The organism is Spirillospora sp. CA-108201, assembly GCF_050936235.1.
GTDB lineage: Bacteria > Actinomycetota > Actinomycetes > Streptosporangiales > Streptosporangiaceae > Spirillospora.
The window spans coordinates 2,414,289-2,435,453 of the sequence record NZ_JBNJNE010000001.1 but is presented as its reverse complement, the minus strand read 5'-3'; the positions used below and the strand labels follow the sequence as shown (position 1 = coordinate 2,435,453).

General features: G+C 73.2%; 24 protein-coding genes. 8 read left to right on the top strand and 16 right to left on the bottom strand.

Annotated elements, in window-relative coordinates:
• Positions 1 to 3 precede the first annotated feature (3 nt).
• The 7 genes from ACQEU6_RS11895 to ACQEU6_RS11865 all read right to left on the bottom strand — a co-directional run bounded on the left by ACQEU6_RS11895 (position 4) and on the right by ACQEU6_RS11865 (position 5,730).
• Positions 4 to 1,098, bottom strand: coding sequence for a hypothetical protein (locus ACQEU6_RS11895; protein ID WP_499331445.1), 1,095 nt, complete (start codon positions 1,096 to 1,098; stop codon positions 4 to 6).
• Positions 1,095 to 1,934 (bottom strand): hypothetical protein, encoded by an 840-nt coding sequence (locus ACQEU6_RS11890; protein ID WP_499331444.1) that lies wholly within the window; start codon positions 1,932 to 1,934, stop codon positions 1,095 to 1,097. The genes ACQEU6_RS11895 and ACQEU6_RS11890 overlap by 4 nt, the downstream gene beginning before the upstream one ends.
• A 67-nt stretch (positions 1,935 to 2,001) precedes the next feature.
• The gene (locus ACQEU6_RS11885) at positions 2,002 to 2,604 is read right to left on the bottom strand and encodes a class I SAM-dependent methyltransferase (RefSeq protein WP_499331442.1); all 603 of its coding nucleotides are present in this window, start codon (positions 2,602 to 2,604) and stop codon (positions 2,002 to 2,004) included.
• 13 nt (positions 2,605 to 2,617) lie between these two features.
• Positions 2,618 to 3,007 (bottom strand): VOC family protein, encoded by a 390-nt coding sequence (locus ACQEU6_RS11880; RefSeq protein ID WP_499331441.1) that lies wholly within the window; start codon positions 3,005 to 3,007, stop codon positions 2,618 to 2,620.
• 84 nt (positions 3,008 to 3,091) lie between these two features.
• Positions 3,092 to 3,958 (bottom strand): NAD(P)-dependent oxidoreductase, encoded by an 867-nt coding sequence (locus tag ACQEU6_RS11875; protein WP_499331440.1) that lies wholly within the window; start codon positions 3,956 to 3,958, stop codon positions 3,092 to 3,094.
• Between the two features lie 146 nt (positions 3,959 to 4,104).
• On the bottom strand, positions 4,105 to 5,223 hold the full coding sequence (locus ACQEU6_RS11870) for a phosphotransferase enzyme family protein (RefSeq protein WP_499331439.1): 1,119 nt from the start codon (positions 5,221 to 5,223) through the stop codon (positions 4,105 to 4,107).
• A gap of 105 nt (positions 5,224 to 5,328) precedes the next feature.
• Positions 5,329 to 5,730 (bottom strand): nitroreductase family deazaflavin-dependent oxidoreductase, encoded by a 402-nt coding sequence (locus ACQEU6_RS11865; RefSeq protein ID WP_499331437.1) that lies wholly within the window; start codon positions 5,728 to 5,730, stop codon positions 5,329 to 5,331.
• A gap of 91 nt (positions 5,731 to 5,821) precedes the next feature.
• Between ACQEU6_RS11865 and paaI the strand changes: the two genes are divergently transcribed.
• Positions 5,822 to 6,262: a hydroxyphenylacetyl-CoA thioesterase PaaI gene (paaI, locus tag ACQEU6_RS11860; protein ID WP_499331435.1), complete on the top strand. Its 441-nt coding sequence runs from the start codon at positions 5,822 to 5,824 to the stop codon at positions 6,260 to 6,262.
• Positions 6,263 to 6,272: 10 nt separating this feature from the next.
• Here paaI and ACQEU6_RS11855 read toward each other — a convergent pair whose 3' ends face one another.
• A complete protein-coding gene (locus tag ACQEU6_RS11855; RefSeq protein ID WP_499340149.1) occupies positions 6,273 to 7,139 on the bottom strand; it encodes a Sco1979 family transcriptional regulator in 867 nt (288 codons plus the stop codon).
• Between the two features lie 587 nt (positions 7,140 to 7,726).
• Here ACQEU6_RS11855 and ACQEU6_RS11850 point away from each other — a divergent pair.
• The gene (locus tag ACQEU6_RS11850) at positions 7,727 to 8,035 is read left to right on the top strand and encodes a hypothetical protein (RefSeq protein ID WP_499331434.1); all 309 of its coding nucleotides are present in this window, start codon (positions 7,727 to 7,729) and stop codon (positions 8,033 to 8,035) included.
• Between the two features lie 76 nt (positions 8,036 to 8,111).
• Here ACQEU6_RS11850 and ACQEU6_RS11845 read toward each other — a convergent pair whose 3' ends face one another.
• The 3 genes from ACQEU6_RS11845 to ACQEU6_RS11835 are packed head-to-tail and all read right to left on the bottom strand — an operon-like array spanning position 8,112 to position 10,569.
• A complete protein-coding gene (locus tag ACQEU6_RS11845) occupies positions 8,112 to 8,894 on the bottom strand; it encodes an ABC transporter permease (protein WP_499331433.1) in 783 nt (260 codons plus the stop codon).
• The gene (locus ACQEU6_RS11840; RefSeq protein WP_499331431.1) at positions 8,891 to 9,667 is read right to left on the bottom strand and encodes an ABC transporter permease; all 777 of its coding nucleotides are present in this window, start codon (positions 9,665 to 9,667) and stop codon (positions 8,891 to 8,893) included. Before ACQEU6_RS11840 ends, ACQEU6_RS11845 begins: the two co-directional genes overlap by 4 nt.
• On the bottom strand, positions 9,664 to 10,569 hold the full coding sequence (locus ACQEU6_RS11835; RefSeq protein ID WP_499331430.1) for an ATP-binding cassette domain-containing protein: 906 nt from the start codon (positions 10,567 to 10,569) through the stop codon (positions 9,664 to 9,666). The genes ACQEU6_RS11840 and ACQEU6_RS11835 overlap by 4 nt, the downstream gene beginning before the upstream one ends.
• A 159-nt stretch (positions 10,570 to 10,728) precedes the next feature.
• On the opposite strand from ACQEU6_RS11835, the gene ACQEU6_RS11830 reads away from it, so the two are divergent.
• Entirely contained in the window at positions 10,729 to 11,865 is a 1,137-nt protein-coding gene (locus ACQEU6_RS11830) for a sensor histidine kinase (protein WP_499331429.1), read from the top strand.
• A gap of 8 nt (positions 11,866 to 11,873) precedes the next feature.
• Positions 11,874 to 12,530 (top strand): response regulator, encoded by a 657-nt coding sequence (locus tag ACQEU6_RS11825; protein ID WP_499331427.1) that lies wholly within the window; start codon positions 11,874 to 11,876, stop codon positions 12,528 to 12,530.
• Positions 12,531 to 12,696: 166 nt separating this feature from the next.
• On the opposite strand, the gene ACQEU6_RS11820 is transcribed toward ACQEU6_RS11825, so the two are convergent.
• Positions 12,697 to 13,593 carry a TIGR03620 family F420-dependent LLM class oxidoreductase gene (locus ACQEU6_RS11820; RefSeq protein ID WP_499331425.1) on the bottom strand — a complete coding sequence of 299 codons (897 nt, stop codon included), beginning with the start codon at positions 13,591 to 13,593 and terminating at the stop codon, positions 12,697 to 12,699.
• Between the two features lie 87 nt (positions 13,594 to 13,680).
• Here ACQEU6_RS11820 and ACQEU6_RS11815 point away from each other — a divergent pair, with 87 nt between their 5' ends.
• Both ACQEU6_RS11815 and ACQEU6_RS11810 read left to right on the top strand, forming a co-directional pair.
• On the top strand, positions 13,681 to 14,385 hold the full coding sequence (locus ACQEU6_RS11815) for a TetR/AcrR family transcriptional regulator (protein ID WP_499331424.1): 705 nt from the start codon (positions 13,681 to 13,683) through the stop codon (positions 14,383 to 14,385).
• A gap of 34 nt (positions 14,386 to 14,419) precedes the next feature.
• Complete coding sequence (locus ACQEU6_RS11810) at positions 14,420 to 15,040, top strand: DUF4291 domain-containing protein (protein WP_499331423.1); 621 nt, start codon at positions 14,420 to 14,422, stop codon at positions 15,038 to 15,040.
• A 108-nt stretch (positions 15,041 to 15,148) separates the two neighbouring features.
• On the opposite strand, the gene ACQEU6_RS11805 is transcribed toward ACQEU6_RS11810, so the two are convergent.
• On the bottom strand, positions 15,149 to 15,832 hold the full coding sequence (locus ACQEU6_RS11805) for an alpha/beta fold hydrolase (RefSeq protein WP_499331421.1): 684 nt from the start codon (positions 15,830 to 15,832) through the stop codon (positions 15,149 to 15,151).
• A gap of 160 nt (positions 15,833 to 15,992) precedes the next feature.
• Here ACQEU6_RS11805 and ACQEU6_RS11800 point away from each other — a divergent pair, with 160 nt between their 5' ends.
• Both ACQEU6_RS11800 and bioB read left to right on the top strand, forming a co-directional pair.
• Entirely contained in the window at positions 15,993 to 16,223 is a 231-nt protein-coding gene (locus ACQEU6_RS11800) for a hypothetical protein (protein WP_499331420.1), read from the top strand.
• 614 nt (positions 16,224 to 16,837) lie between these two features.
• Positions 16,838 to 17,998 (top strand): biotin synthase BioB, encoded by a 1,161-nt coding sequence (gene bioB / locus ACQEU6_RS11795; RefSeq protein ID WP_499331418.1) that lies wholly within the window; start codon positions 16,838 to 16,840, stop codon positions 17,996 to 17,998.
• Positions 17,999 to 18,169: 171 nt separating this feature from the next.
• Here bioB and ACQEU6_RS11790 read toward each other — a convergent pair whose 3' ends face one another.
• From ACQEU6_RS11790 to ACQEU6_RS11780, 3 genes are all read right to left on the bottom strand, one after another.
• A complete protein-coding gene (locus ACQEU6_RS11790; RefSeq protein WP_499331417.1) occupies positions 18,170 to 18,820 on the bottom strand; it encodes a hypothetical protein in 651 nt (216 codons plus the stop codon).
• A gap of 11 nt (positions 18,821 to 18,831) precedes the next feature.
• Positions 18,832 to 19,746, bottom strand: coding sequence for a hypothetical protein (locus ACQEU6_RS11785; protein WP_499331415.1), 915 nt, complete (start codon positions 19,744 to 19,746; stop codon positions 18,832 to 18,834).
• A gap of 140 nt (positions 19,747 to 19,886) precedes the next feature.
• The gene (locus ACQEU6_RS11780; protein WP_499331413.1) at positions 19,887 to 21,110 is read right to left on the bottom strand and encodes a cytochrome P450; all 1,224 of its coding nucleotides are present in this window, start codon (positions 21,108 to 21,110) and stop codon (positions 19,887 to 19,889) included.
• Between the last annotated feature and the right edge of the window lie 55 nt (positions 21,111 to 21,165).

Sequence of the window (21,165 nt, the reverse complement as noted above, 5' to 3'; positions counted from 1 at the left end):
GGATCACGCGGCCCCGTGCAGCGCCTCGTCGCGCAGCCGGGCCGCCGCGCGCAGCTGCTCGGCCGTCTCCGCCAGGTCGTCGGAGGGGTGCAGCGACCCGTCCGCCAGCGCGAGCGCGGCGCCGATCGTGTCGAGGCCGCCGAGGTCGTCGCGGACGGACCGGCCGAGCGCGCCGGTGGCGCCGCACGCCCGCGCCTCGTCCCGGCAGAACAGCGCCATCTCGCAGCCCGCCATGCACTCGGGCGCGTACCGCGCCTCGACGGTCCGCACGGACTCCGCGAGCGCCTCCCCGGGCTCGAACGTCAGGTCGTCCGGCAGTTCGGCGAGGATGTCGTCGACGCGGGTGAGGCGCGCGAGCTGCCGTTCCAGGACGGCGAGCTGCGGCCGCACGTCCAGCGGCGTCGCGGTGGGGCGGTTGGAGAAGTTCTCCGGGCAGACGAGGAACACCTCGTGCGACACCCGCGCCGGGTCGTGCCCGAGCTCCACCGCCAGGCGCCGCAGCGCCAGCACGTACACCGCCGACTGGCGGGCCGCCGCCGCGACCTGCTCCGGCTCGGCCTGCCCGTCCACCACGGCGAACGACTTGATCTCGATGACGTGCATCCGGCCTTCGAGCTGGAACGCGATCACGTCCGGCTCCAGGTAGGCGGGCCGCCCGGCGATCTCCAGCCGCAGCAGCGGGTGGTCGAACAGCGTCCCCTCGCCGGTCTCCAGCGCGCGGGCGACCAGCCGCCGCGTGCGCGAGTGCCGCAACTCCCGGCCCTCGTTGCCCGCGACCACCTCCAGGTCGTCGTAGGCGACCTCGGGAACGGCCAGGCCGAGCCGCTCGCGCAGCAGCGTCAGCAGCTCCGCGCAGCCGTCGGCCTTCACCTGCGCCTCGAACGCGTTCCCGCGCGTGATCGCGAACTGGGACTGGCCGAACGGCGCGGGGAACCCCAGGGCCCGCGCCACCGCGTCCTTGTCGACGCCCGCCGCGTCCATCACCCCGCGGCGCGCGCAGCCCGGATTGGACGTGAGCGCGGCGATCGTGCGGGCGTCGTGGTTGCGCGGGCGCGCGTCGCCGCGCAGCCGGTCCAGGTCCGGCGCGGTGTCGGTCATCGGTCCGTCTCTCCGTTGATGGCGGGGCGCCGGCCGGGATCCCGCAGGGCCCGCAGCCGGGTGCCGAACAGACGTTCGGCGTCGTCGAGCCTCTCCCTGGCGCGTGCCGCGGCCGACTCGCGCCGCCGCTGGTCCGGGTCGCGGTGCACGTCCAGCTCGGCCCGGGCGGCCTCGGCGAGCACGGCCGGATCGACTGTACCGACCGTACCGGTGCCCGCACCGGGAATGTTGGACGCGAAACGCCACAGCAGCCGCTGCACGTCCGGCGACGGCGTCCCGCGCCCGGCGTGCTCGGCCAGGCGCAGCGCGCAGGTGAGGAAATCGGTGCGCGGGCTCAGCGGCCCGACGACGCGCTGCTCCAGCGGCCACGTGCTCACGGTGAGGAGTCCGCGCGCGGGCGCGAGCAGGTCGGCGGTCAGCGCGGCGCACAGGTAGTAGGGGCGCGCGTACGGCGCGGTGCGGAAGGAGCGCTCCTCGTCGCGGCGCAGGCTCGTCAGGCGGCTTCCCGGGATCTCGCCGGGGAAGAACGCCGCGTACACCGCCCCGATCAGCTTCGGCGCGGCGGGGGCCCCGAGGAGGGTGAGCGCCTGGTGGACCTGCTCCCGGACGGGCAGCAGGCCGCGCGGGCCGTCGTCCACGTCGCGGCGGGCGCCCGACACGGGGACGTCGCCGAGGACGGCGTCGTCCCACGCGGTCTCGGCCTCGCGCAGTTCGGCGCGCAGCTCGCGGGCCCGCGCCCGGTCGCCCCCGGCCATGGCCCGGCGCACGGCGGCGCGCAGGCGGGCGATGCGCGCCTCCAGCTCGTCGGGGGTGGAGGCGCCGGGGGGCCGGGACATGCGGCAGACAGTACAGGTACTTCCCGACACTTCCAGTGTTTTCCAGTTTTGTGGTTTCCGGGAGGGGTCAGCGCGGCTTGCGCCACACGAGGGAGTAGCGCCACAGGAGGTGCTTGCGGAACACGGCGCCGGGCAGCAGCCGCAGGGCCTCGTCCCGCACCTCGGCCCAGGTCATCTCGGGGTCCATGACCGGCGCGCGGGGGTCGCCCGCCCGCCGCCGGTTGCGGAGGCGGTGGAAGTAGTGCGCCGGGAGGCCCGCCGCCGCGTGCGCCCGGTCGCGGAGACCCTTGTTGTTCGCCAGCCCGACGACCACCAGGGTGCCGCCGGGCCTGACGGCGCCGCGCATCGCCGTCAGGCCCTTGACGAAGTCCATGTGGTGGATGGCCGCGACGCTGCAGACGAAGTCGTAGAAGTCCTCCGGCAGGTCGTATTCGAGCAGGCCCGCCTCGACGAAGTCGACGTTGCCGGCGCCCCGGCTCGACTCCGCCGCCTCGGCGACCATCTCCGGCGACCGGTCGAGCCCGGTGACATGCGCCGCGCGGGGCGCGAGGCGGCGCACCAGCAGGCCGTCCCCGCAGCCGACGTCCAGCGCCTCACCGCATCCGCGCGGCACGTTGCGCAGCACGACGCCGTGGTAGTGCGTGTTGTGGTTCCAGTAGTCGCCGGTCATCGTCACCGCCGGGTCAGGAGCGCGGGTCGCGCCGGAGGGGATGCCCCTCCGGCACCTCCACAATAACGATCTTGACGCCGTCGGGGTCCTCGATCCACATCTCGACCAGTCCCCACGGCTCCTCCCGCGGCTCCCGCACGACGCGGGCGCCGGCGGCCGCGAGCCGTTCGTGCTCGGCCCGGACGTCGCGGACCTGGAGCCAGAGCATCGGCGACGACCCGGTCTCGCCTGCGCCGTGCCCCGACACCTCCAGGAGGCCCGGCCCGAGGAAGAACACCACGCCGGGGGAGTCGGCCGGGCCGAACTCCCGGGAGACGGCGAGGCCCAGCACGTCGCGGTAGAAGCGCTGGGTGCGCGCCGGATCGGCGGGGCGAAGCAGGATGCGGCTGCTCAGTACGTCCATGCCACCATCCTGGCCCCGGCGCCGCCCGCCGGGCGCACTGCCGCGCCCGGCGGGTGGGCCCGGAGGAGTCCGACCCGGCCCGGGTCAGTCCGCGAAGCCGGCGCGGTAGGTGGCGGCCATGTCCTCGTCGCCGTGCCCCAGCTCGATGGCGCGCCGGAACCGCTCGCCGGCCGCGTCGTTCACGTCGACGCGGACGCCCGCGGCCTCGGCGGAGTCGTGGATGAGCCGGGTGTTCTTCTCCGCGTTGCGGACGGCGAAGCTCGGCTCGAAGTCGCCGTCGAGCATCGCCTTCATCTTGGCCCGCAGGTAGGGGCTGTCGAGGGGGCCGCCGGTGAGGACCTCGCCGAGCAGCGACGGGTCGAGCCCGAACCCCTTCACCAGCGCGACCGACTCGGCGACGACCGAGGTCAGCGAGATGGCGTAGCTCACGGCGGCCAGCTTCAGCCGGGTGCCCGCGCCGCTCGCGCCGTCCTCGTCCAGCCACACCGTCCTGCCGCCGATCGCTCCGAAGACCGGCTCCAGGGCCGTGCGCGCGTCCTGCGGCCCGGCGGCGAGGACGACGAGTTCGCCCTGCTCGGCCGGCTGCCTGGTGCCCTGGACGGGGGAGTCGACGAACGTCAGCCCGTGGTCGGCGGCGAACCGGGCCAGCGCGGGCACGTCCCCGACGCCGACCGTCCCCGTCTGCGCCCAGACCTGCCCTGCGCGCAGCGCGGGCGCGGCGTCCTTCATCACCGCCAGGGCCGTCTCGGCGTCGTTCAGCATGGTGATGACGACGCCGGCGTCCCGGACGGCCTCGGCGGGGGTGGCCGCGACGGCGGCGCCGTCGGCGGCGAGCGGCTCCGCGCGGGCGGCCGTGCGGTTCCAGACGGCGACTCCGTGGCCGCTCCCCAGCAGGTTGCGGGCCATCGCGGCACCCATGATCCCGGTGCCGAGCACTGCGACCTGAGTCATCCTGCCTCCTTTTGGACTGCTCGATACAAAACAGTTCGGGCACAACACTCGCACATCGCGGCCCGATGCGCATCCGGAGGGGTCCCTACCCGTACGGAGGCGGGAATGCGTCGCCGCGCCGCCGCATCGGCGGCGGGCCGGCTCGGTCAGCCGTAGGCGGGGCTGTCGCCGTGCGCGTCGGCGTACCCGGCGGTGTACGGCACGGCGAACGCGTCGAGCGTGCGGTCGAGCTGGGCCGACCACCAGCCGACGAGCGTGGCGGGGCCGCGCTCGCCCGCGCCGTCCTCGCCCAGGTAGCGGTGCCGCAGCGGCGCGACGTCGCAGAGCCGCTCCCACCATTCGCGGTGCACGGCCGCCTGGATCTGCCCGGCGTCCAGCGGGAAGGCGGAGCGGTGCCCGCGCACGAACGCCTGCACGCGGTCGAGGTCGAGGCCGCGCTCGTCCTCGCAGGCGAACAGCCGCGCCGCCGCGCGCACGACCTCCCCGGCGACCGGGCCCGTGGTGAGGCCGCCCCAGCCGAGTACGGCGGTGACGTTGCCCGACCCGCCGTAGCGCAGGTGCTCTGCGTGGAAGGAGCCGTGCAGGTGCCCGACCGTGCTCACCTCGATGTCGGGCGGCTGGTGCCCGGCGAACTCGGTCAGCAGGTCGCGGCGCTCCCGGAGGCGGCGCGCCGTCAGCGCGTCGAAGTCGGTGCCGTCCCCGCCGTCCGGGACGTCGCGCAGCATCGCCTCGACGGCGGCGGCCGCGCCGGCGGCGCGCGGCGCCGGCACGAGCAAGCTCTGCTGGACGGGCGGCGTGAGCTCGTCGAGCGCGGCGTGCAGCCGTCCGAGCAGCTCGCCGAGGGCCCCGCACTGGGCGAACGTCAGCTCCAGCCCGCCGCGGCCGCGGCCGCCGACCCACGGGTACAGGACGTATCCGCGGCCGGCGGCGGTGACCAGCGTGCGTCCGCCGCGCGCCGGCACGGGCGCGAGCACCGGGAGCCCCGCCGCGTCGAGCGCGGTCGTGACGCGGTGCTGGAACAGCAGGCGGCGCCGGTCGGCGGCGGCGTGCTCCCTGAGGAAGAACGCTCCGCCCGCCGCGTCGACGCGCCAGCTCCGGTGGCCCGGACCGGTGGCCGCGGCGGCCGCCGCGCCGATCTCCCAGCGCTTCAGCAGCCGCGGCGGAGGCTCGGCGCCGGGCCCGCCGTCGTCGGCCCGGTGTTCGGCGTCGGCCCGGTGTTCGGCGCCGCCCCTGTCTCTGGCGTCAGCACTCTCGGACGTCGGCACCTCGGCACCTCGGCTGCTTCGGACGGACGGCGGTCGAATGGGTGTTCTACGCCGACGCTACACGTCCGGGCCGCGGCGCGAAAGTGAACCGCGCGGTCCCGGGCCTCAGGCGCGTTCGAGGACGACGACGGGAATGTCGCGGTCCGTCTTCTCCTGGTACTCGTCGTAGGCCGGCCAGGTGGCGGCCATCTTCCGCCAGAGGCCGGGCTTCTCGTCGGGCCTCGCCGTGCGGGCCCGCGCGACGAACTTGTCGCCCTTCACCTGCACCTTCACCTCGGGGTTGTCCTGCAGGTTGAGGTACCAGAGCGGCGGGTCGTCCGCCCCGCCCTTGGACGCCACGACGAGGTAGGCGGCGCCCTCGGTCTGGTAGATGAGCGGGGTCGTGCGCTCCTTGCCGCTGCGCCGCCCCGTGGTGGTGAGCAGGAGGGTGACGGTGCCCTGCCAGTCGTGTCCCTCCGCGCCGTCGGTCTCCCGGTAGCGATCGACGTGTTCCTTGCCGTACAGCATGCTCTTCTCCTCTTGTCGCCATGGTCGTGAGGACGCCCTCCTGTGACCCGCGGGCCGGGGCCGTCCTTCCGGGGATCACTACCCTGGCGTGGTGGATGATGCGGCGGAGCTGGCACGGCGGTGCGCCGAGACGATGTACGCGCGCGACAGGGTGGCGCAGGACCTCGGCATGCGGATCACCGAGATCGCGCCGGGGCGGGCGCGGCTGCGGATGACGGTGGCCGACGCCATGGTGAACGGGCACGGGATCGCCCACGGCGGCTACCTGTTCCTGCTCGCCGACTCGGCGTTCGCCTACGCGTGCAACACCTACGACTCCGTGACGGTCGCGGCGTCGGCCGACGTGGTGTTCGTCGCGAGCGCGCGCGGCGGGGACGTCCTGGAGGCGACCGCGGTCGAACGCACCCGGTACGGGCGGAGCGGCGTCTACGACGTCACGGTGCGGCGCGTCCCCGGCGGCGAGGTCATCGCGGAGTTCCGCGGCGGAAGCCGCAGCAGGGACCAGCGCGTCCTGGACGGCGGCGCGCCCTGAGGCGCGCGGGTCACAGCTCGCTCAGGATCCGGGTGAGGTAGCGCGACGTCTCGTCGGGGCGCTCGGCGGTGATGCAGAGGTTGTTCATCGCCCGCATGTAGGTGTCGACGTCGGTCGGCTTGTCGAGGTAGAGCGCGCTGGTGAGCTGCTCCAGGTAGACGACGTCGGAGAGGCCGGGCTCGGCGAACCGCAGGATGGTGAACGGGCCTCCCGCGGCGGCGTGCCCTCCCGCGCCGAACGGCACGATCTGCAGCGTGACGTTGGGCAGCTCGGACACCTCGATCAGGTGCCGGATCTGCTCGCGCATCACCTCGCGGCCGCCGAGGGGGCGGCGCACGACCGCCTCGTCCAGCACGGCCCACAGGGTCGGCGCCTCGGGGGAGGTGAACCGCTCCTGCCGGGTGGTGCGGATCTGGACGCGGCGCTCGACCTCCTCGTCGCTGGCGTCGGAGTACCCGAGCCGGACGACGGCGCGCGCGTAGTCCTCGGTCTGCAGGAGCCCGGGCACGAACTGCAACTCGTAGGTGCGCAGCAGGGAGGCGGCCTCCTCCAGCCCCAGGTACACCTCGAACCAGCTCGGCAGGATGTCGCCGTACCGGTGCCACCAACCGGGAGTGTTGGCCTCTTTCGCGAGCGACAGCAGCGGGGCCCGTTCCGCGGGGTCGGAGACGCCGTACAGGGTGAGCAGATCGGCGACGTCGCGCTCCTTGAAGCCGACCCTGCCCAGCTCCATCCGGCTGATCTTGGAGTGCGAACCGCGGATCTCGTAGCCCGCCTGCTCGGTGGAGATGCCGCGCGACTCGCGCAGCCGCCGCAGTTGCGCGCCGAGGAGAATGCGCAGGACAGTGGGCCCGCCGCGGCGCGGATAATCGATCAGCCGTCCGGCCGGATCACCTTCGGACGGAGGTGTAGGGGCAGCTGAATCCTGGGGCAAGGGGTCACCAGCCAGTCGACGGGTCTGCTCGTGGGCGGAACGGCACCGCCCTATGTTAGAGGATGCGCGAGCGTTTTTGGGAAGTAGGAATACCGCCTTGCGGTCCGTGTGCGCCCGAACGGCGGTTGACGTGCGCGAAGCCGCTGCGGAGTCCCGTGACCAGTGCTGTCGGTGGCGGTGCGGCTGCGGAACGTTGCAGTGTCGTTGCATCGGAGTCGGCCTCGGTGGTCATTTTACCGGTACCTGTGCCGAGGGTGTTCGGACGCGAATTGCCGATGGCTCTCCCCGCAATGCGAGCGGCCAATCCTGACAGGCCATTTCGCGGCCCGTTGCGGACCTCGTGAATGTCCCTGACCACTTATTCGGCGAACATTCCCAGCGGTATGAACCGCGCGGTCGGTGCGGCCGGGTGACGAAGCTCTCGTCGCGCGCGGGCGCGATCCTGGGCGCCCGCGGCGTTGTCACTGGAGAGCGGCGGCCGCGGCCGCCGGCACGCACAGGCGACCACACCCGCGCATCTGGGGGAACACATGAACGCGACCCGTGAGCGACCGGAGATCCGATTCCTGACCTCGGGCGACGTCTCGGCGCACGAGCGCGCGGCGGCCGAGCGGGCCGTCCGCGGCGCGCTGGCCGGAGTCCGCGACGTCTCGTGCGTCCGAGTCACGCTGAGCGTGGTGGCGGACCGGTCACTGCCGCGCCCCGCCCTGGCCCAGGCCGTCGCCGAGATCGACGGCCGGCGCGTGCGCGCGCAGGCGGCCGCGCCCCGCATCGACGAGGCCGTCGACATGCTCCGTGAACGCCTGGCGATCAAGACGAGCTCCCTGCGGACCGGCTGAGCCCCACCGAGGACGAGCCCGCGAAACTGACGGCGGCGCCCCGCACGGGGACGCCGCCGTCGATGGTTCCGGGGCCTCAGGCGTCACGCCTGGCGAGAACGAGCGCGGCCGACCCGAGCGGCACGAGCGCGTACGCGAGCAGCAGGGCCGTCGCCGCGCCGGGTGACAGCAGATCGCCGTAGATGGAGTTGTCCGCGCCGAGCCCCGCAATCTGGGCGGGCAGTCCGCCGGGCATGACCGAGCCGACGCGCTCGCTCCACGGTCGCGGCAGGTGGAAGACGAGCAGCGGCAGGACGTGCCACAGGAACACCACCGACACGAGCGTCCCCGCCGTGGAACGCAGCAGCACCCCGAGCGACAGGCCGAGCAGCGCGAAGACCGGCACCGCCGTCCCCTCGACCAGGAAGCCGGGCAGGTCGTGGGCGATGGACGCGTGCTGGTCCGGGAACGGGCGGTCGCCGATGACGAGCCGGGTGCCGAGGAACGAGCCGACCGTGGCGGCCTCCCCGGCGACCAGGGCGGCCGTCCCGACCACCACCGCCTTGGCCGCCAGCAGCGCGCGGCGCCGCGGGAGCACGGTGAGGGTCGCGCGGATCATCCCCGAGCGGTACTCGGACGTGACGGACAGCGCGCCGAGCACCGCGAGGCACAGCGACGCCACCCACGTGCTGAGCTCCTGCAGCGGGCGCAGCAGGAACTCGTCACGGCGGTCGGTGGAAAGCCCGTCCCAGACATGCGCCATCTGGATCGCCAGAAGCAGGGTGAACCCGGTGAAGGCCGCCGTGACCGCCAGCACCCCGTACGTCGAGCGGACCGAGCGCAGCTTGCGCCACTCGGCGGCGACCGCGGGGCCGATCACGCGTCCCTCCGCGTGAACGCGAAGGCGCCGGCCCCGAGCACGACCGCCGTGTACGTCACCAGCAGTGCGATCGCGGCGGGCGCCGCCAGCACGCCGTGGTCGGTCGACGAGCCCGGCGGGCCCGCGATCTGGTTGGACAGGCTGCCGGGAAGCGCCGACGAGATCCGCTCGTCCCACGGCGACGGCAGCAGCTGCGCGAGGCCGGGCGCCACGAACAGCACGGCCATGCCCACCGTGATCGTCGCTGCCGTGGAGCGGAGGGCCGCGCCCAGCCCGAAGGCGATGAGCGTGATCGCCGCCGTCGTCAGGCCGAGCCACAGCAGGTGGACCGCGACGTCCGCCGCCGACCCCTGGAACGCGGCCACGGGACGGTCGCCCACGACCGCGTTCCCGGCGGCGGTTCCGGCGGCGAGCGCCGCCAAGGACGCGGCGAGCATCGTCGCGGCCGCGACGCTGCCCTTGGCCGCGTACAAGGCCGGGCGGACCGGCAGCACGGCCAGCGTCGTCCGGACCATGCCGTGCGCGTACTCCGAGGTGACCGTCAGCGCCCCCAGCACCACCGCGCACACCGGCAAGGCCACGGCCAGGGGCTGCTCCGCCGGGGCGGCCTGCGCCGTCGCCTTCTTCGCGGCCGGCAGACCGTCCCAGTAGCGGGTCACGTACCAGGACCACAGGACGCAGAGCAGCATGAACGCCGCGACCGTCCCGAGGACGGCGAAGGTCGAGCGGATGGTCCGGAGCTTGTACCACTCCGCGGCGAGCGCGTCGATCACGGCGCCACCGCCCCGAACTCGGTGCTCCCCGCGGTCAGCTCCATGTAGGCCTCCTCCAGGGAGGCGCTGTGCGGCGTCACCTCGTGCAGCGGGATCCCGTGCGCGGCGGCCGTGTCGCCGATGGCCGCCACGTCCAGCCCGGTGACCGTGAGGGCCCCCGCCGGGACGGCCTCGACGAGGCCCCCCGCCGCGGCGAGCACGGCGGTCAGCTCCGCCGGACGCGGCGAGCGGACCAGCACCCCGCGGCGGAACCGCTCCGCCAGCTCCCGCACCGACGTGTCCGCGATCAGCCGCCCGCGCCCGATGACGACCAGCCGGTCGGCGGTCAGCTCCATCTCGCTCATCAGATGGCTGGAGACCAGGACGGTCCGGCCCTCGGCGGCGAGCGCCCGCATCAGCTCGCGGATCCAGCGGACGCCGTCGGGGTCCAGGCCGTTCACCGGCTCGTCGAACATCAGCACCCCCGGATCGCCGAGGAGCGCCGCCGCGATCCCGAGCCGCTGCCGCATTCCGAGCGAGAACCCGGCGATCCGCTTGCGCGCGACCCCGGCGAGCCCCACCTGCTCCAGGACCTCCGTCACCCGCCGCGTCCCGATCCCGTTGCTGCGCGCAAGCCAGCCCAGATGGTCGAACGCCCGGCGCCCGCCCTGCACCGCCCCCGCGTCCAGCAGGGCCCCCACCTCGCGCATCGGCCGCTTCAGCGCCGTGTACCGCCCCCCGTTGACCAGCGCCTCACCGGACGCGGGGCGGTCCAGGCCCAGCACGATCCGCATCGTCGTCGACTTGCCGGCCCCGTTCGGGCCGAGGAACCCGGTCACCGCCCCCGGCCTCACCGTGAAGGACAGGCGGTCCACCGCGGTCGTCCCGCCGTAGCGCTTGGTCAGTTCGCGTACCTCGATCATGTCGTCGAGCGTCGTACGCGACCGCCCCCGGGCACATCGGATCGCGGGCGGGGACCGCGCGTGCGACCGTGCTCCGAGCCCGTCCCGCCGCCTCCACCCCCGGTATGACGGCCTCCGGCATGAGGCGCGGGCGCCGGCGGTGCCGCTACCGTTCGTGACGTGGACGAATCCGAGCTGCGCTCCCCGCTCCCGCGGCTCGGCCGGCGCGGCCTCATCGGCCTCGACGCCGGGGCCGCGCTCCTCTACGCCCTCGTGCTGCTGGTGCTGCCCGCGGGCACCGACGCCTCGCCGCTCCTCCTCGTCCCGCTCGTCGCCGCGGCGGCCCTGCCCCTCGCGGTGCGGCGCCTGTGGCCCGTCCCGGTCTTCGCCGCCGTCCTGTCCGCCTCGACCGCCACGCTGCTGCTCGGGCTGCCCTGGGACACCTACGCCGCCGCGGGGTTCGCCCTCTACCAGGTCGCGCTCACCCGGCGCCGCCGCCGCTGGGTCCCCACCCTGCTCATCGGCGTCGTCAGCGCCGTGTTCATCTTCGCCGGCGCCGTCGCCGGCCCCGTCGGCGCGCAGGCCGAGCTCCTCGGCAGGCTGCTGCTCGGCGCCTCCGTCCTCGGCGCGTCCTGGACGCTCGGCCGCGTCGTCCGCGAACGCCGCGCCCACGCCGCGCACGACGCCCGCCGCCTCGCCGACCAGGCCGTCTCCGGCGAGCGGCTCCGCATCGCCCGCGAGCTCCACGACGTCGTCGCGCACAGCATGAGCCTCATCGCCGTCAAGGCCGGCGTCGCCGTCCACGTCGCCGAGGCCCGGCCCGAGGAGGCCCTCGACGCCCTCCGCGTCATCGAGACCACCAGCCGCGGCACGCTCGCCGAGATGCGCCACCTCCTCGGCGTCCTGCGCACCGGCGCCGCCGACGCCGACCTCACCCCGTCCCCGGGCCTCGCCGACCTGGCCGGCCTCGCCGAACGCGCCGCCATGGCCGGCGTCCACGTCGACCTGGACGTCGAGAGCGGAGACCTCCCCGAGGGCGTCGCGCTCTCCGCCTACCGCATCGTCCAGGAGGCGGTCACCAACGTCGTCAAGCACGCGGCCCCCGCGCGCTGCCGCGTCCGCGTCCGCGCCGACGGGCTGCGGGTGCGCATCGACGTCACCGACGACGGGCCCGGAACGCGCGTCCTGCCGGGCGGCGACGGGCACGGTCTCATCGGCATGCGCGAACGCGTCATGATGTACGGCGGCGACTTCACCGCCGGCCCGCGCCCCGAAGGCGGCTTCGGCGTGTCCGCCGCCTTCCCGTACGACTCCTAGGAACCCCGTTGGATCTGAGCGTCCTCGTCGCCGACGACCAGGCCCTGCTGCGCGGCAGCTTCCGCGTCCTGATCGACACCGCGCCCGGCCTGCGCACCGTCGGCGAGGCCGGCACCGGGGCCGAGGCCGTCGAGCTGGCCGCCCGGGAACGCCCCGACGTCGTCCTCATGGACGTCCGCATGCCCGAGATGGACGGCATCGAGGCGACCCAGCGCATCTGCGCGGGCATCCCGGACGTCCGGGTCCTGATCCTCACGACCTTCGACCTGGACACCTACGTCTACTCGGCGCTGCGGGCCGGGGCGAGCGGCTTCCTGCTGAAGGACACCCCGCCCGCCGACCTGCTGTCGGCGATCCGCGTCGTCGCGTCCGGCGAGTCGCTGCTGGCCCCGTCGGTGACCCGGCGGCTGATCGCCGAGTTCGTCCGCCGCCCCGGCCCCGCGCAGCCCCCGCCGACCGGGCTGGACGCCCTCACCGACCGCGAGCGGGAGGTCCTGACCCTCATCGCCCGCGGCCTGTCCAACACCGAACTCGCCGAGCACCTCCACCTGAGCCCCGCCACCGTGAAGACCCACATCGGCCACCTGCTCGCCAAACTCCACGCCCGCGACCGCGCCCAACTGGTCATCGCCGCCTACGAGACCGGCCTCGTCCGACCCCGCTGACCGGGCGCGGGCCGGAGCGGCGGTCATCCACCTGAGGCACCCTGGAACGTCCGACCCCGCTTCGGGCCCTGCCGAGCCGCGGTCCACCGCCGGGCCTGCGGGGATGTCGATCCCGCGCCAGACGCCGCGGCCGGACGCATGGGAGTCGCCGGGGGCGCGTGGGTGTTCAGAGCAGGGCCGGGGCCAGGTGCTCGAACTGGTCGGCGGCCGAGGCCAGATCGGGGGTGAACACCGTGACGCAGACGTGGTCGGCTCCCGCGTCGAGGTGCTCCTGGATCCGTTTGGCGATGGCGTCCTCGTCGCCCCAGTTGAAGCAGGCGTCGATGACCTCGTCGGAGCCGCCGCCGGAGACCGCGTCGTCCTCGTAGCCGAGCGCCTTGAGCGAGCGGACGTAGGGGGAGCCCGGAAGCTCCAGCATCTGGGTGCCCCTCGCGAGTGCGCGCGCCTTCACCGGGTCCGTCTCGAGGATGGCGGTCTGCATGACGACGAGGAGCTTGTCGTCGCCGAGCCTCTCTCGGGCCTGCCTGGTGTGCTCGACGGGCATCGCTGCGGGGAGTGCTCCGTCCGCGCGGTCCCGGGCCAGCTCCTGCATCTTCGGTCCGAGGGCCGCCAGCAGCCGCGGGAAGGGCTTCTCGGGCGCCGGTGCCGCGCCGACGGCCGCGTCCATGCCGTCGAGGTACTCGCGCATCCGGTTCAGCGGGCTGGTCCACTCCTGCCCGCTCTGTTCCACGATCGCCCCCATGCTGACGCCCACGCCGAGCGCGAGCCTTCCGGGGTAGGCGTCGGCCAGGACCGACGCGGCGCCCTGCATGGCGGCCGGATGGCGCGCCCACAGGTTCGCGATCGCCGAGCCGAGGACGATCCGCTCCGTCGCGGCGAGCATCACGCTCAGCTGCGTGAACACCTCCCGGCCGCCGATGGCCTCGTTCACCCAGATCGCCCCGTAGCCCGCCCGCTCCACGCGCCGCGCCGCGCTCCGCCATTCGCCGGCCGGCGCGATGGGCGTCACGAGCCCGACGCCGATCCTGCCGAGCCCGGCACGCGCCTCGTTCACCGCCGTCATCGGTCCTCCTATAATCGGAACGAGCAACCCGCTTAGGACGTTACCGGAACGTCCGCCCCGCTTGTCAACCGAGGAAGGGGGCGCCGGGTGAGCGGACGACCCCAGCGCGCCGACGCGCGCCGGAACCACGAACGGGTCCTCGAGGCCGCGTTCGAGGCGTTCGCGGCGGACGGCCGCCTCGTCCCGCTCGACGACATCGCCCGCCGGGCGGGCGTCGGAGCCGGGACCGTGTACCGCCACTTCCCGACCAAGGAGGCCCTGTTCCGGGCGGTCGTCACGGACCGCATCGAGCGCATCGTGGACGAAGCGCAGGCCCTCGTCCACGCGGAGGAGCCGGGGGAGGCCTTCTACGGCTTCCTCATGTGGGTCGTGGAGCGCGCGATGTTCAACCACGCCCTGTGCGACGCGCTGGCCGCGGACCTGCGAACGCTCGACTCCTGCGGCATGGACGAGCAGTTCACGGCGGCTCTCGACGCGCTGCTGCGGCGCGCGCAGGCCGCCGGCGCGGTCCGCCCGGACGTGGACGTCCGCGACGTCCGCTCCCTGATGGTCGGGGCCATGATGATGGAACGCCGGCAGCGCCCCGAGGGCAGTCCCGGACGCATGACGGCCCTGGCGTGCGACGCGCTCCGTCTCGTAACGAAAGACGACGAAACAGTGTCCGGGGAGCGTAACGAAAGACGCTGCGCGGTGTGCGGGAAGCCGCTCGACGCGGCGCCGACGGGCCGCCCCGCCCGCTTCTGCGGGCCCGCCTGCCGCCAGAAGGCCCACCGCCGCCGGAAAACCCCTTGAGCCGCGGCGCGCCCCGCGCCACGCTGGCCAGATCATGCGCACCCGCGAGATCCGTGCCCGGTACGACCGCGACTCGATCACCGTCTACCAGGCGTACGCACCCGAGATCGGCGTCCCCGCCGCGAGCCGCGGCACGTTCGTCCCGCCGTTCTCCCGGAACCGCATGACCTGGATCAAACCGTCGTTCCTCTGGCTCATGGCCCGCAGCGACTGGGCGCGCAAACCCGGCCAGGAGACGATCCTCGCCGTCCGGATCAGCCGCGCGGGCTGGGAGGAGGCGCTCGGACTGGCCGTGCCGACCGATCCCGACCGCCGCGTCTTCCCGAGCTCCGAGGACTGGCGCCGCCGGTTCGCGGAGTCGGTCGTGCACGTCCAATGGGACCCCGAGCGCTCCCTCCGCGGCCGGAAACTCGAAGGGCGCAGCATCCAGATAGGCCTCAGCCGCCACATCGTGGACCGCTACGTCGATGACTGGATCCTCGGCATCGAGGACATCACCCCGCTGGTCCGCAAGATCCAGGGACTGCGCAAGGCCGGCCGGACACCCCAAGCCAGAGATCTGCTCCCCAGGGAACGCCCCTACCCCCTCATGCCTGCTCTGGTCGCCCGCCTCGGCGCGTCCCAGGAGCCGACGACCGCGGAGCAGAACCCATAACGGCCCGGGTCCACCACCCGCCACACCCGGGTCGGGGGCCACGGACCCCAGCCAGAGCACCCCCCCGGGCAAGCCCCGGAGACGCGTCCCGAATAAGGGCAGACCGCATCATCGCGCGCGATACGCCTCCAGGCGATCGGCGAGCTCCCGCGGCCGGCTCAGCGCGACGAGATGCCCGCCGGGCATCTCGTCCACGGCGATCCCCAGCCGCTCGCCCACCACCCGCCGCTGGAACTCCAGCGGAAAGAGGCGGTCGTCCCGCGCCTGCAGGAACACCGTCGGCGTGGTGGGCCACTCGTGGAGCGGCCACGGCTCCGCGAACGGGGTGGACGACTGCGCGGGCTCCTGCGACAGCGCCACGGCCGTCACATCGTCCGGCACGTCGTGGAAGAAGCACTCCTCGACATCGAACTCCGCCGACGGCGTCCGGCCCTCGCGGACCGCCTGGTCGGCCATCGCCTTCGCCTGCCCGGTGTTCGCCCACCAGTCACCGCCGGTCTCACCTGGCGACGGGACCATGGCATTGAGCAGCACCAGCAGGCCGACCGGCAGCCGCTCGCAGACGAGAGGCGCTGTGAAGCCGCCCATCGACTGCGCGACCAGGATGAGGTCCCGGCGGTCGCCGATCGCCCCGACGACCGTGTCGGCGTACTCCGACAGGCCCGCGGAGTCATCTCCGGCCGGAAGCTCGACGGCTACGACGTCGTGTCCTCGCGCTTGCAGCTCCGGCGCCAGCCGATGCCAGAACCAGGCCTGCCCGCCCGCGCCCGGGATGAGTGTGTAGGTCGCCATGTGTCGCCCTCCCTAGTGCGGCGCCAGCGACACTAGCCAGCCCCGCGGACAATTCCCTTCCCGCGAGACCCGAGCTCACAGCCCGGTGCGGCTGGAAGCCGGGACCGAGACGGCGTGTTCCGTTCGCTTCGAACGTGTGTTCGGTATAGCTTCTCGTTCCGTGCTGATCGATGAACCGGTCTCGGCGGAGACCACGCCCACGGGCCGCCCCTCCCAGATCACCGGCCCCCGCGGCCACTACCACGTGCGCCGAGTCCTGGAGGAATGGCAGGCCCCAGGCCAGGCCAGGTTCTACCGCCTCCAGGTGGCGACCCCCGACGGCCCAGCGATCGCCGAGGTCTTCGCCCCCCACACCCCTGGCCCCTGGACCCTCCACCAGGTCTGGCCCTGACCCGCCAAGCCCAACCCGCACCAACGGGGCCACGGCAACGCCCGATGGTGAGCCCTCGCCAGGCGTCAAAGACGCCCCGCGAGGCATCACCTCTGCTCTCTACGGGCGACGCGTAGCGGGCCGATGAAGAAGCTCCAAGGGCCATGATGAGCGACCCCACCACCCCGCTCTTTGCAAGCGCCCCGGCGCGGGGAAGGCGCCGCGCGATGGTGGTGCTCCATGAGGTGATGATGGCGCTCCACGAGACGTGGCGAGCGGGCTGACCACCTCTGCTCTGCGAACGACGCTCCACGGGTGGTGGCGCCGCGCGATAGTGAGGCTTCACCACGTGGTGGCGCTCGGCGAGACGTGGCGAGCGGGCTCACAAACCGCGCCGCGCTGATGGCACTCCACACGGGCGGGGTGGCCGGACCCGGCACTCCTGCTCTCAAAGCGGACCCTCCGCAGGGTGATGGCGCTGCGTGGTGGCGTGGTCCGTGGGGCGTTGGCGGTGCCCTACCGGGTGGGGTGATCGGGCTCGCCTCCGCCACCTCCCGTTAGCGACAGATCTTGATCGATCTTCTTGTGCGGTGCGCGCCTTGGCGGGGGGTTCGCAGGCGGCGAGGATCTGCGCCATGGAGCTGCTGGAGACTTTGGTCGGCAAGGGGATGCGCCGGGAGCCGCTGTCGCGGGACGAGGCGCTCGCGGTGCTGGAGACCTCCGATGACGCACTGCTCGACGTGGTGGCCGCCGCCGGCAAGGTGCGCCGGCACTGGTTCGGGCGCCGGGTCAAGCTGAACTACCTGGTCAACCTGAAGTCGGGACTCTGCCCTGAGGACTGCTCGTACTGCTCGCAGCGGCTGGGATCGAAGACGGGCGTCCTGACCTACACCTGGCTGAAGCCCGGCGAGGCGGCCGAGGCGGCCGGTGCCGGCGTGGCGGGCGGCGCCAAGCGCGTGTGCCTGGTGGCCAGCGGGCGCGGCCCGACCGACCGGGACGTGGAGCGGGTCGCCGGCGTCATCTCGGCGATCAGGGACCGCGACGAGGACGTGGAGATCTGCGCCTGCCTCGGGCTGCTGTCCGGCGCGCAGGCCGGACGGCTGAGAGAGGCCGGTGTCCACGCCTACAACCACAACCTGAACACCGCCGAAGCCTCGTATGCGGACATCTGCACCACGCACGAGTTCGGCGACCGGGTCGACACCGTTCGGCAGACCAAGGCGGCGGGCCTGTCGGCCTGCTCCGGGTTGATCGCGGGCATGGGGGAGAGCGACACGGACCTGGTGGACGTGGTCTTCGCGCTGCGCGACCTGGACGTGGACTCGGTCCCGGTGAACTTCCTGATCCCGTTCGAGGGGACGCCGATGGCCGGGAAGTGGGCCCTCACCCCGCAGCGCTGCCTGCGAATCCTGGCGATGGTGCGCTTCGTCTGCCCGGACGTGGAGGTGCGGCTCGCCGGGGGGCGGGAGATCCATCTGCGAACGTTGCAGCCGCTCGCGCTGCACGTGGTCAACTCGATCTTCCTGGGCGACTACCTGACCAGCGAGGGGCAGGCCGGCAAGGCCGACCTCGACATGATCACTGACGCGGGCTTCGAGGTCGAGGGCACTGCCACCACCACGCTGCCCGAACACCGGAGGCGGCCGAAGGCCCCCGTGCCCAATCACGCACCGGAGCCAGAACACGTCGGCGGCGAAGGCAACGCCCGTCCACCGGGGACGCCCGCACCCGCCCGAGCCGATCTGGTGACGGTCCGCCGTCGCGGCCCCGGCACCTCCCTTCCACCCAACGCCTGACCCAGGAGCGCCGGTCCGATCGGGGTCAGCCGTCCCGTCCTGGCGGATCTGCTGGTGTCTCCGGTGGGCTGGGCTTGAGGCGGTTGTGGTTCCTGCGGGTGCGGGCTGCGATGAAGTGCTTCTGAACCCGGTCGGCGGTGCCGTGGCCTACGACCGCTCGGGGCAGCGGGGTCAATGGGGGAGGCGGAGGACGAAGCGCTTGGAGAAGGCTCCGCGTTCTGCCGCCTTGGCAGCACGTTGCTCTTCCAGTTGTTCGGGTGTGAGGCCGTGCAGGGCGGCGAGGGCGTGGAGTACCTCCAGAAGGTCGGCGAGTTCCGCGGGATCGTTGGTGGCGACGTACTCGCCGGCCTCCTCGTAGAGCTTGTTGCGCAGCAGTGCCGGATGCTCCTCGCCAGTCGCGGTCCGGGTCTCCGGGGCCCGGCCCGCATCCCGGATGATCTCGGGTATCCGGTCGCGGACGAGCTTCTCCGATCGGCGTTCGTCCCCGGTCCGGTGCACGGTCCCGCCGTGACGCCGGTCCAGGGACTGGACCCACTTGAGGGCGACCGCCGCCGTCTGGACCAGCTCGTTACGGAGGTTTCGCGGGTCGGATTCGGCCAGAGCCTCATGGAACTCCTCGGTGAGGATGTGACGCCACGTCAGCTCGCCGCGCGACCATGCTGTGGCGCATGTCTGCTTCGCCTCCTCTGCGCGTGCGGTGAAACCTGGGCCGGTGCCGTCCGGGAACTCCTGGACGCCCCACCTGCGGTCTTGGGCTTCACGTTCTGCCGCCACATCCGCCAGCGCCCTCGCGAGCGATCCCGGCGCCTGCTCGTTCTCCATGCCCGACGACGTTAGCCACTCGGATGGCTCGCCACGGCGCGGTCCGGTTCGCAGCTGAGGAGTTCATGCATGATGGGCGGGAGCTCGTCCCACAGCCATTCGTTCGGTGCCCCTGGGAAGTCCGCGGGCGGGTGCACGGCCAGCCGGTGAGGCGTCACTTCGGTGAGGCGGACCGCGAGAGGGCCGTCGTCCCACATGGGGTCGCGATTGCCCCAGAAAGCGGAGAAGTCGGCGCTCGTCAGCAGCAACTCCGCAGGCAGGGTGTGCTCTCCGGGATGCCTGCCGAGCGGCAGCAGCCGCTGGGCCGTGGTGCGCAGGACGTTGAGCGCCGCCAGGTCGTGCGGGCAGGCGACGCCGGTGATCTGCAGTTCGGGCAGGCCGAACCGGCACAGCCCCCGGGTCGTGAGGTAGACGCAGGCGCAGCCGTCGATGTCGTCCTCGTCGGCGGTGCAGCGGCCGGAGTTCCTGTAGGGCGGCAGGGCGGCGCCGAGCCAGTCGTCGGCGAGGGCGAACTCGTCGAATCTTCCGAACGGCACGACGGGCAGGATCTGGCTCGATGCCGGGTCCACGAGCACGCCGCAGACCGATTCGGCGATCGCCTTCGCCGCGGCGCGGGCGAGATGCGGCCCTAACGGGAGATCACCGGCCGGCAGGATCGAGGTGATGCCGATGTGCTGCGTGGCCTGGCGAAGCCGGTCGGTGTCGTCGTCGTCAGGTGCGGCGACGCGGGAGAGGTCCCACGGCGAGTTCGCGGCGGAGTGGCAGGCGATCGAGAGGCGGGGGGAGCCGAGCCGTTCCGACACCGCCGCCGCGAAGGAGCCGGAGAACCTCCGGAGAATCGCCGGCGACAGATCGCCGGGGTTCCTGTCGGTCGCGACGACGAAATCGGCGGTCGTCTCTTCGGGGACCGTGATGGTGACGCGCATTGCAGCCTCCTCGTGGCCGTTGGACCGGCGTGTGAGGTCCAGCTTCGAGGAGGCCGGCGGGCGGGTCGGTGAGAACGAGCTTCTGTGGATAACGCCTGTCCGCGTCGCGGAGCGGCTGGTGGGGGCTTTCCCGGCGGGAGTCAGAACGCGCAGGTCACGGACTTGATCGCGTTGATGAAGCTCGTCCGCTGGCGGACGGGCGGCGCCGTGGCGTGGAGGGTGGGCAGCCGCGTGTAGAGCTCGCGGAGCAGCACCGTGATCTCGCGGCGGGCGAGGTGCGCGCCGAGGCAGAAGTGCGGTCCGGGGGCGCCGAAGCCGAAGTGCGGGTTGGGCGAGCGCATGACGTCGAACGCGTGCGGGTCCTTGAAGACGCTCTCGTCCCTGTTCGCCGAGTTGTAGTAGAGGATCATCCGGTCGCCGCCGCGGTAGACGTGTCCGCCCAGTTCGTGGTCGCGGGTCAGCGTGCGGCGCATCCAGGTCACCGGGGTCGCGTGGCGGACGATCTCCTCGACGGCGGCCGGAAGGCGGACGTCCAGGTCCGCCAGCAGGACGTCCCGCTGCCCGGGGTTGTCGGTGAGCAGGCACAGGGCGTGCGACAGCGCGTTGCGCGTCGTCTCGTTCCCCGCCACCACCAGCAGCGAGAAGAAGCGGCCCAGGTCGAGGTCGTCGAGGGCCTCCCCGTCGACGTTCGCATGCGTCAGCGCGCTGACGAGGTCGTCGGCGGGGTTCTCGCGGCGCAGCCGGCCGAGGTCGGTCATGAGCGCGTGCAGGAGGGAGAACTTCTCGGTGAGGACCGTCGTCCTGTCGGCTCCGTCCGGGCTGACGTAGTCGGGGTCGCCGATGGCGATGATGACGTTCGTGGCGTCGATGACGTCGTCGTACGCGGATTCGGGGATGCCCATCATCGAGCAGATGATCTGCAGGGGCATCGGCATGGCGACGTGCTCGACGAAGTCGCACGGGCCGCGCTCGGCCAAGTCGTCCACGATGCGGCGGGCCAGGACGGCGACGTCTCCCGTGACCCGCTGGACGAGGCGCGGCGTGAAAGATCGGGAGACGATCCGCCGGAGCCGGGCGTGCCGGGGATCGTCGATGCTGATCATGGAGCCGCTGTAGGGGGCGACCTGAGGGGGCGGATCGACCAGGCTGACCGCGGTGGGCTGCGAGCTGAACACCCCGGGGTTGCGGCTGGCCTCGGCGACCTCCTCGTAGCGGGTGATCGCGTAGAACCCCGGTTCGTCCGGCACGGGGCAGAAGACCGGCCCATCCGTCGCCCGGAGGGAGGCGAAGAGTTCGTCGCGTTCGCCCTGTGGCTTCGCCCAGAAGTCCAGGCTGACGAGGCTGCTCTCGGCAATGGAGGGCATGGGGGAGCGCCTTCCGGCTGGGGAGTCGTCGCCCACAGGCTAACCCGGCGGCGCC

What these genes read in the sequence shown, in the direction of transcription:
- ACQEU6_RS11895 (WP_499331445.1), bottom strand. Translation starts at nt 1,098, where the DNA reads ATGACCGACACCGCGCCGGACCTGGACCGGCTGCGCGGCGACGCGCGC.
- ACQEU6_RS11890 (WP_499331444.1), bottom strand. Translation starts at nt 1,934, where the DNA reads ATGTCCCGGCCCCCCGGCGCCTCCACCCCCGACGAGCTGGAGGCGCGC.
- ACQEU6_RS11885 (WP_499331442.1), bottom strand. Translation starts at nt 2,604, where the DNA reads ATGACCGGCGACTACTGGAACCACAACACGCACTACCACGGCGTCGTG.
- ACQEU6_RS11880 (WP_499331441.1), bottom strand. Translation starts at nt 3,007, where the DNA reads ATGGACGTACTGAGCAGCCGCATCCTGCTTCGCCCCGCCGATCCGGCG.
- ACQEU6_RS11875 (WP_499331440.1), bottom strand. Translation starts at nt 3,958, where the DNA reads ATGACTCAGGTCGCAGTGCTCGGCACCGGGATCATGGGTGCCGCGATG.
- ACQEU6_RS11865 (WP_499331437.1), bottom strand. Translation starts at nt 5,730, where the DNA reads ATGCTGTACGGCAAGGAACACGTCGATCGCTACCGGGAGACCGACGGC.
- ACQEU6_RS11850 (WP_499331434.1), top strand. Translation starts at nt 7,727, where the DNA reads ATGAACGCGACCCGTGAGCGACCGGAGATCCGATTCCTGACCTCGGGC.
- ACQEU6_RS11835 (WP_499331430.1), bottom strand. Translation starts at nt 10,569, where the DNA reads ATGATCGAGGTACGCGAACTGACCAAGCGCTACGGCGGGACGACCGCG.
- ACQEU6_RS11820 (WP_499331425.1), bottom strand. Translation starts at nt 13,593, where the DNA reads ATGACGGCGGTGAACGAGGCGCGTGCCGGGCTCGGCAGGATCGGCGTC.
- ACQEU6_RS11810 (WP_499331423.1), top strand. Translation starts at nt 14,420, where the DNA reads ATGCGCACCCGCGAGATCCGTGCCCGGTACGACCGCGACTCGATCACC.
- ACQEU6_RS11805 (WP_499331421.1), bottom strand. Translation starts at nt 15,832, where the DNA reads ATGGCGACCTACACACTCATCCCGGGCGCGGGCGGGCAGGCCTGGTTC.
- bioB (WP_499331418.1), top strand. Translation starts at nt 16,838, where the DNA reads ATGGAGCTGCTGGAGACTTTGGTCGGCAAGGGGATGCGCCGGGAGCCG.
- ACQEU6_RS11790 (WP_499331417.1), bottom strand. Translation starts at nt 18,820, where the DNA reads ATGGAGAACGAGCAGGCGCCGGGATCGCTCGCGAGGGCGCTGGCGGAT.
- ACQEU6_RS11785 (WP_499331415.1), bottom strand. Translation starts at nt 19,746, where the DNA reads ATGCGCGTCACCATCACGGTCCCCGAAGAGACGACCGCCGATTTCGTC.
- ACQEU6_RS11780 (WP_499331413.1), bottom strand. Translation starts at nt 21,110, where the DNA reads ATGCCCTCCATTGCCGAGAGCAGCCTCGTCAGCCTGGACTTCTGGGCG.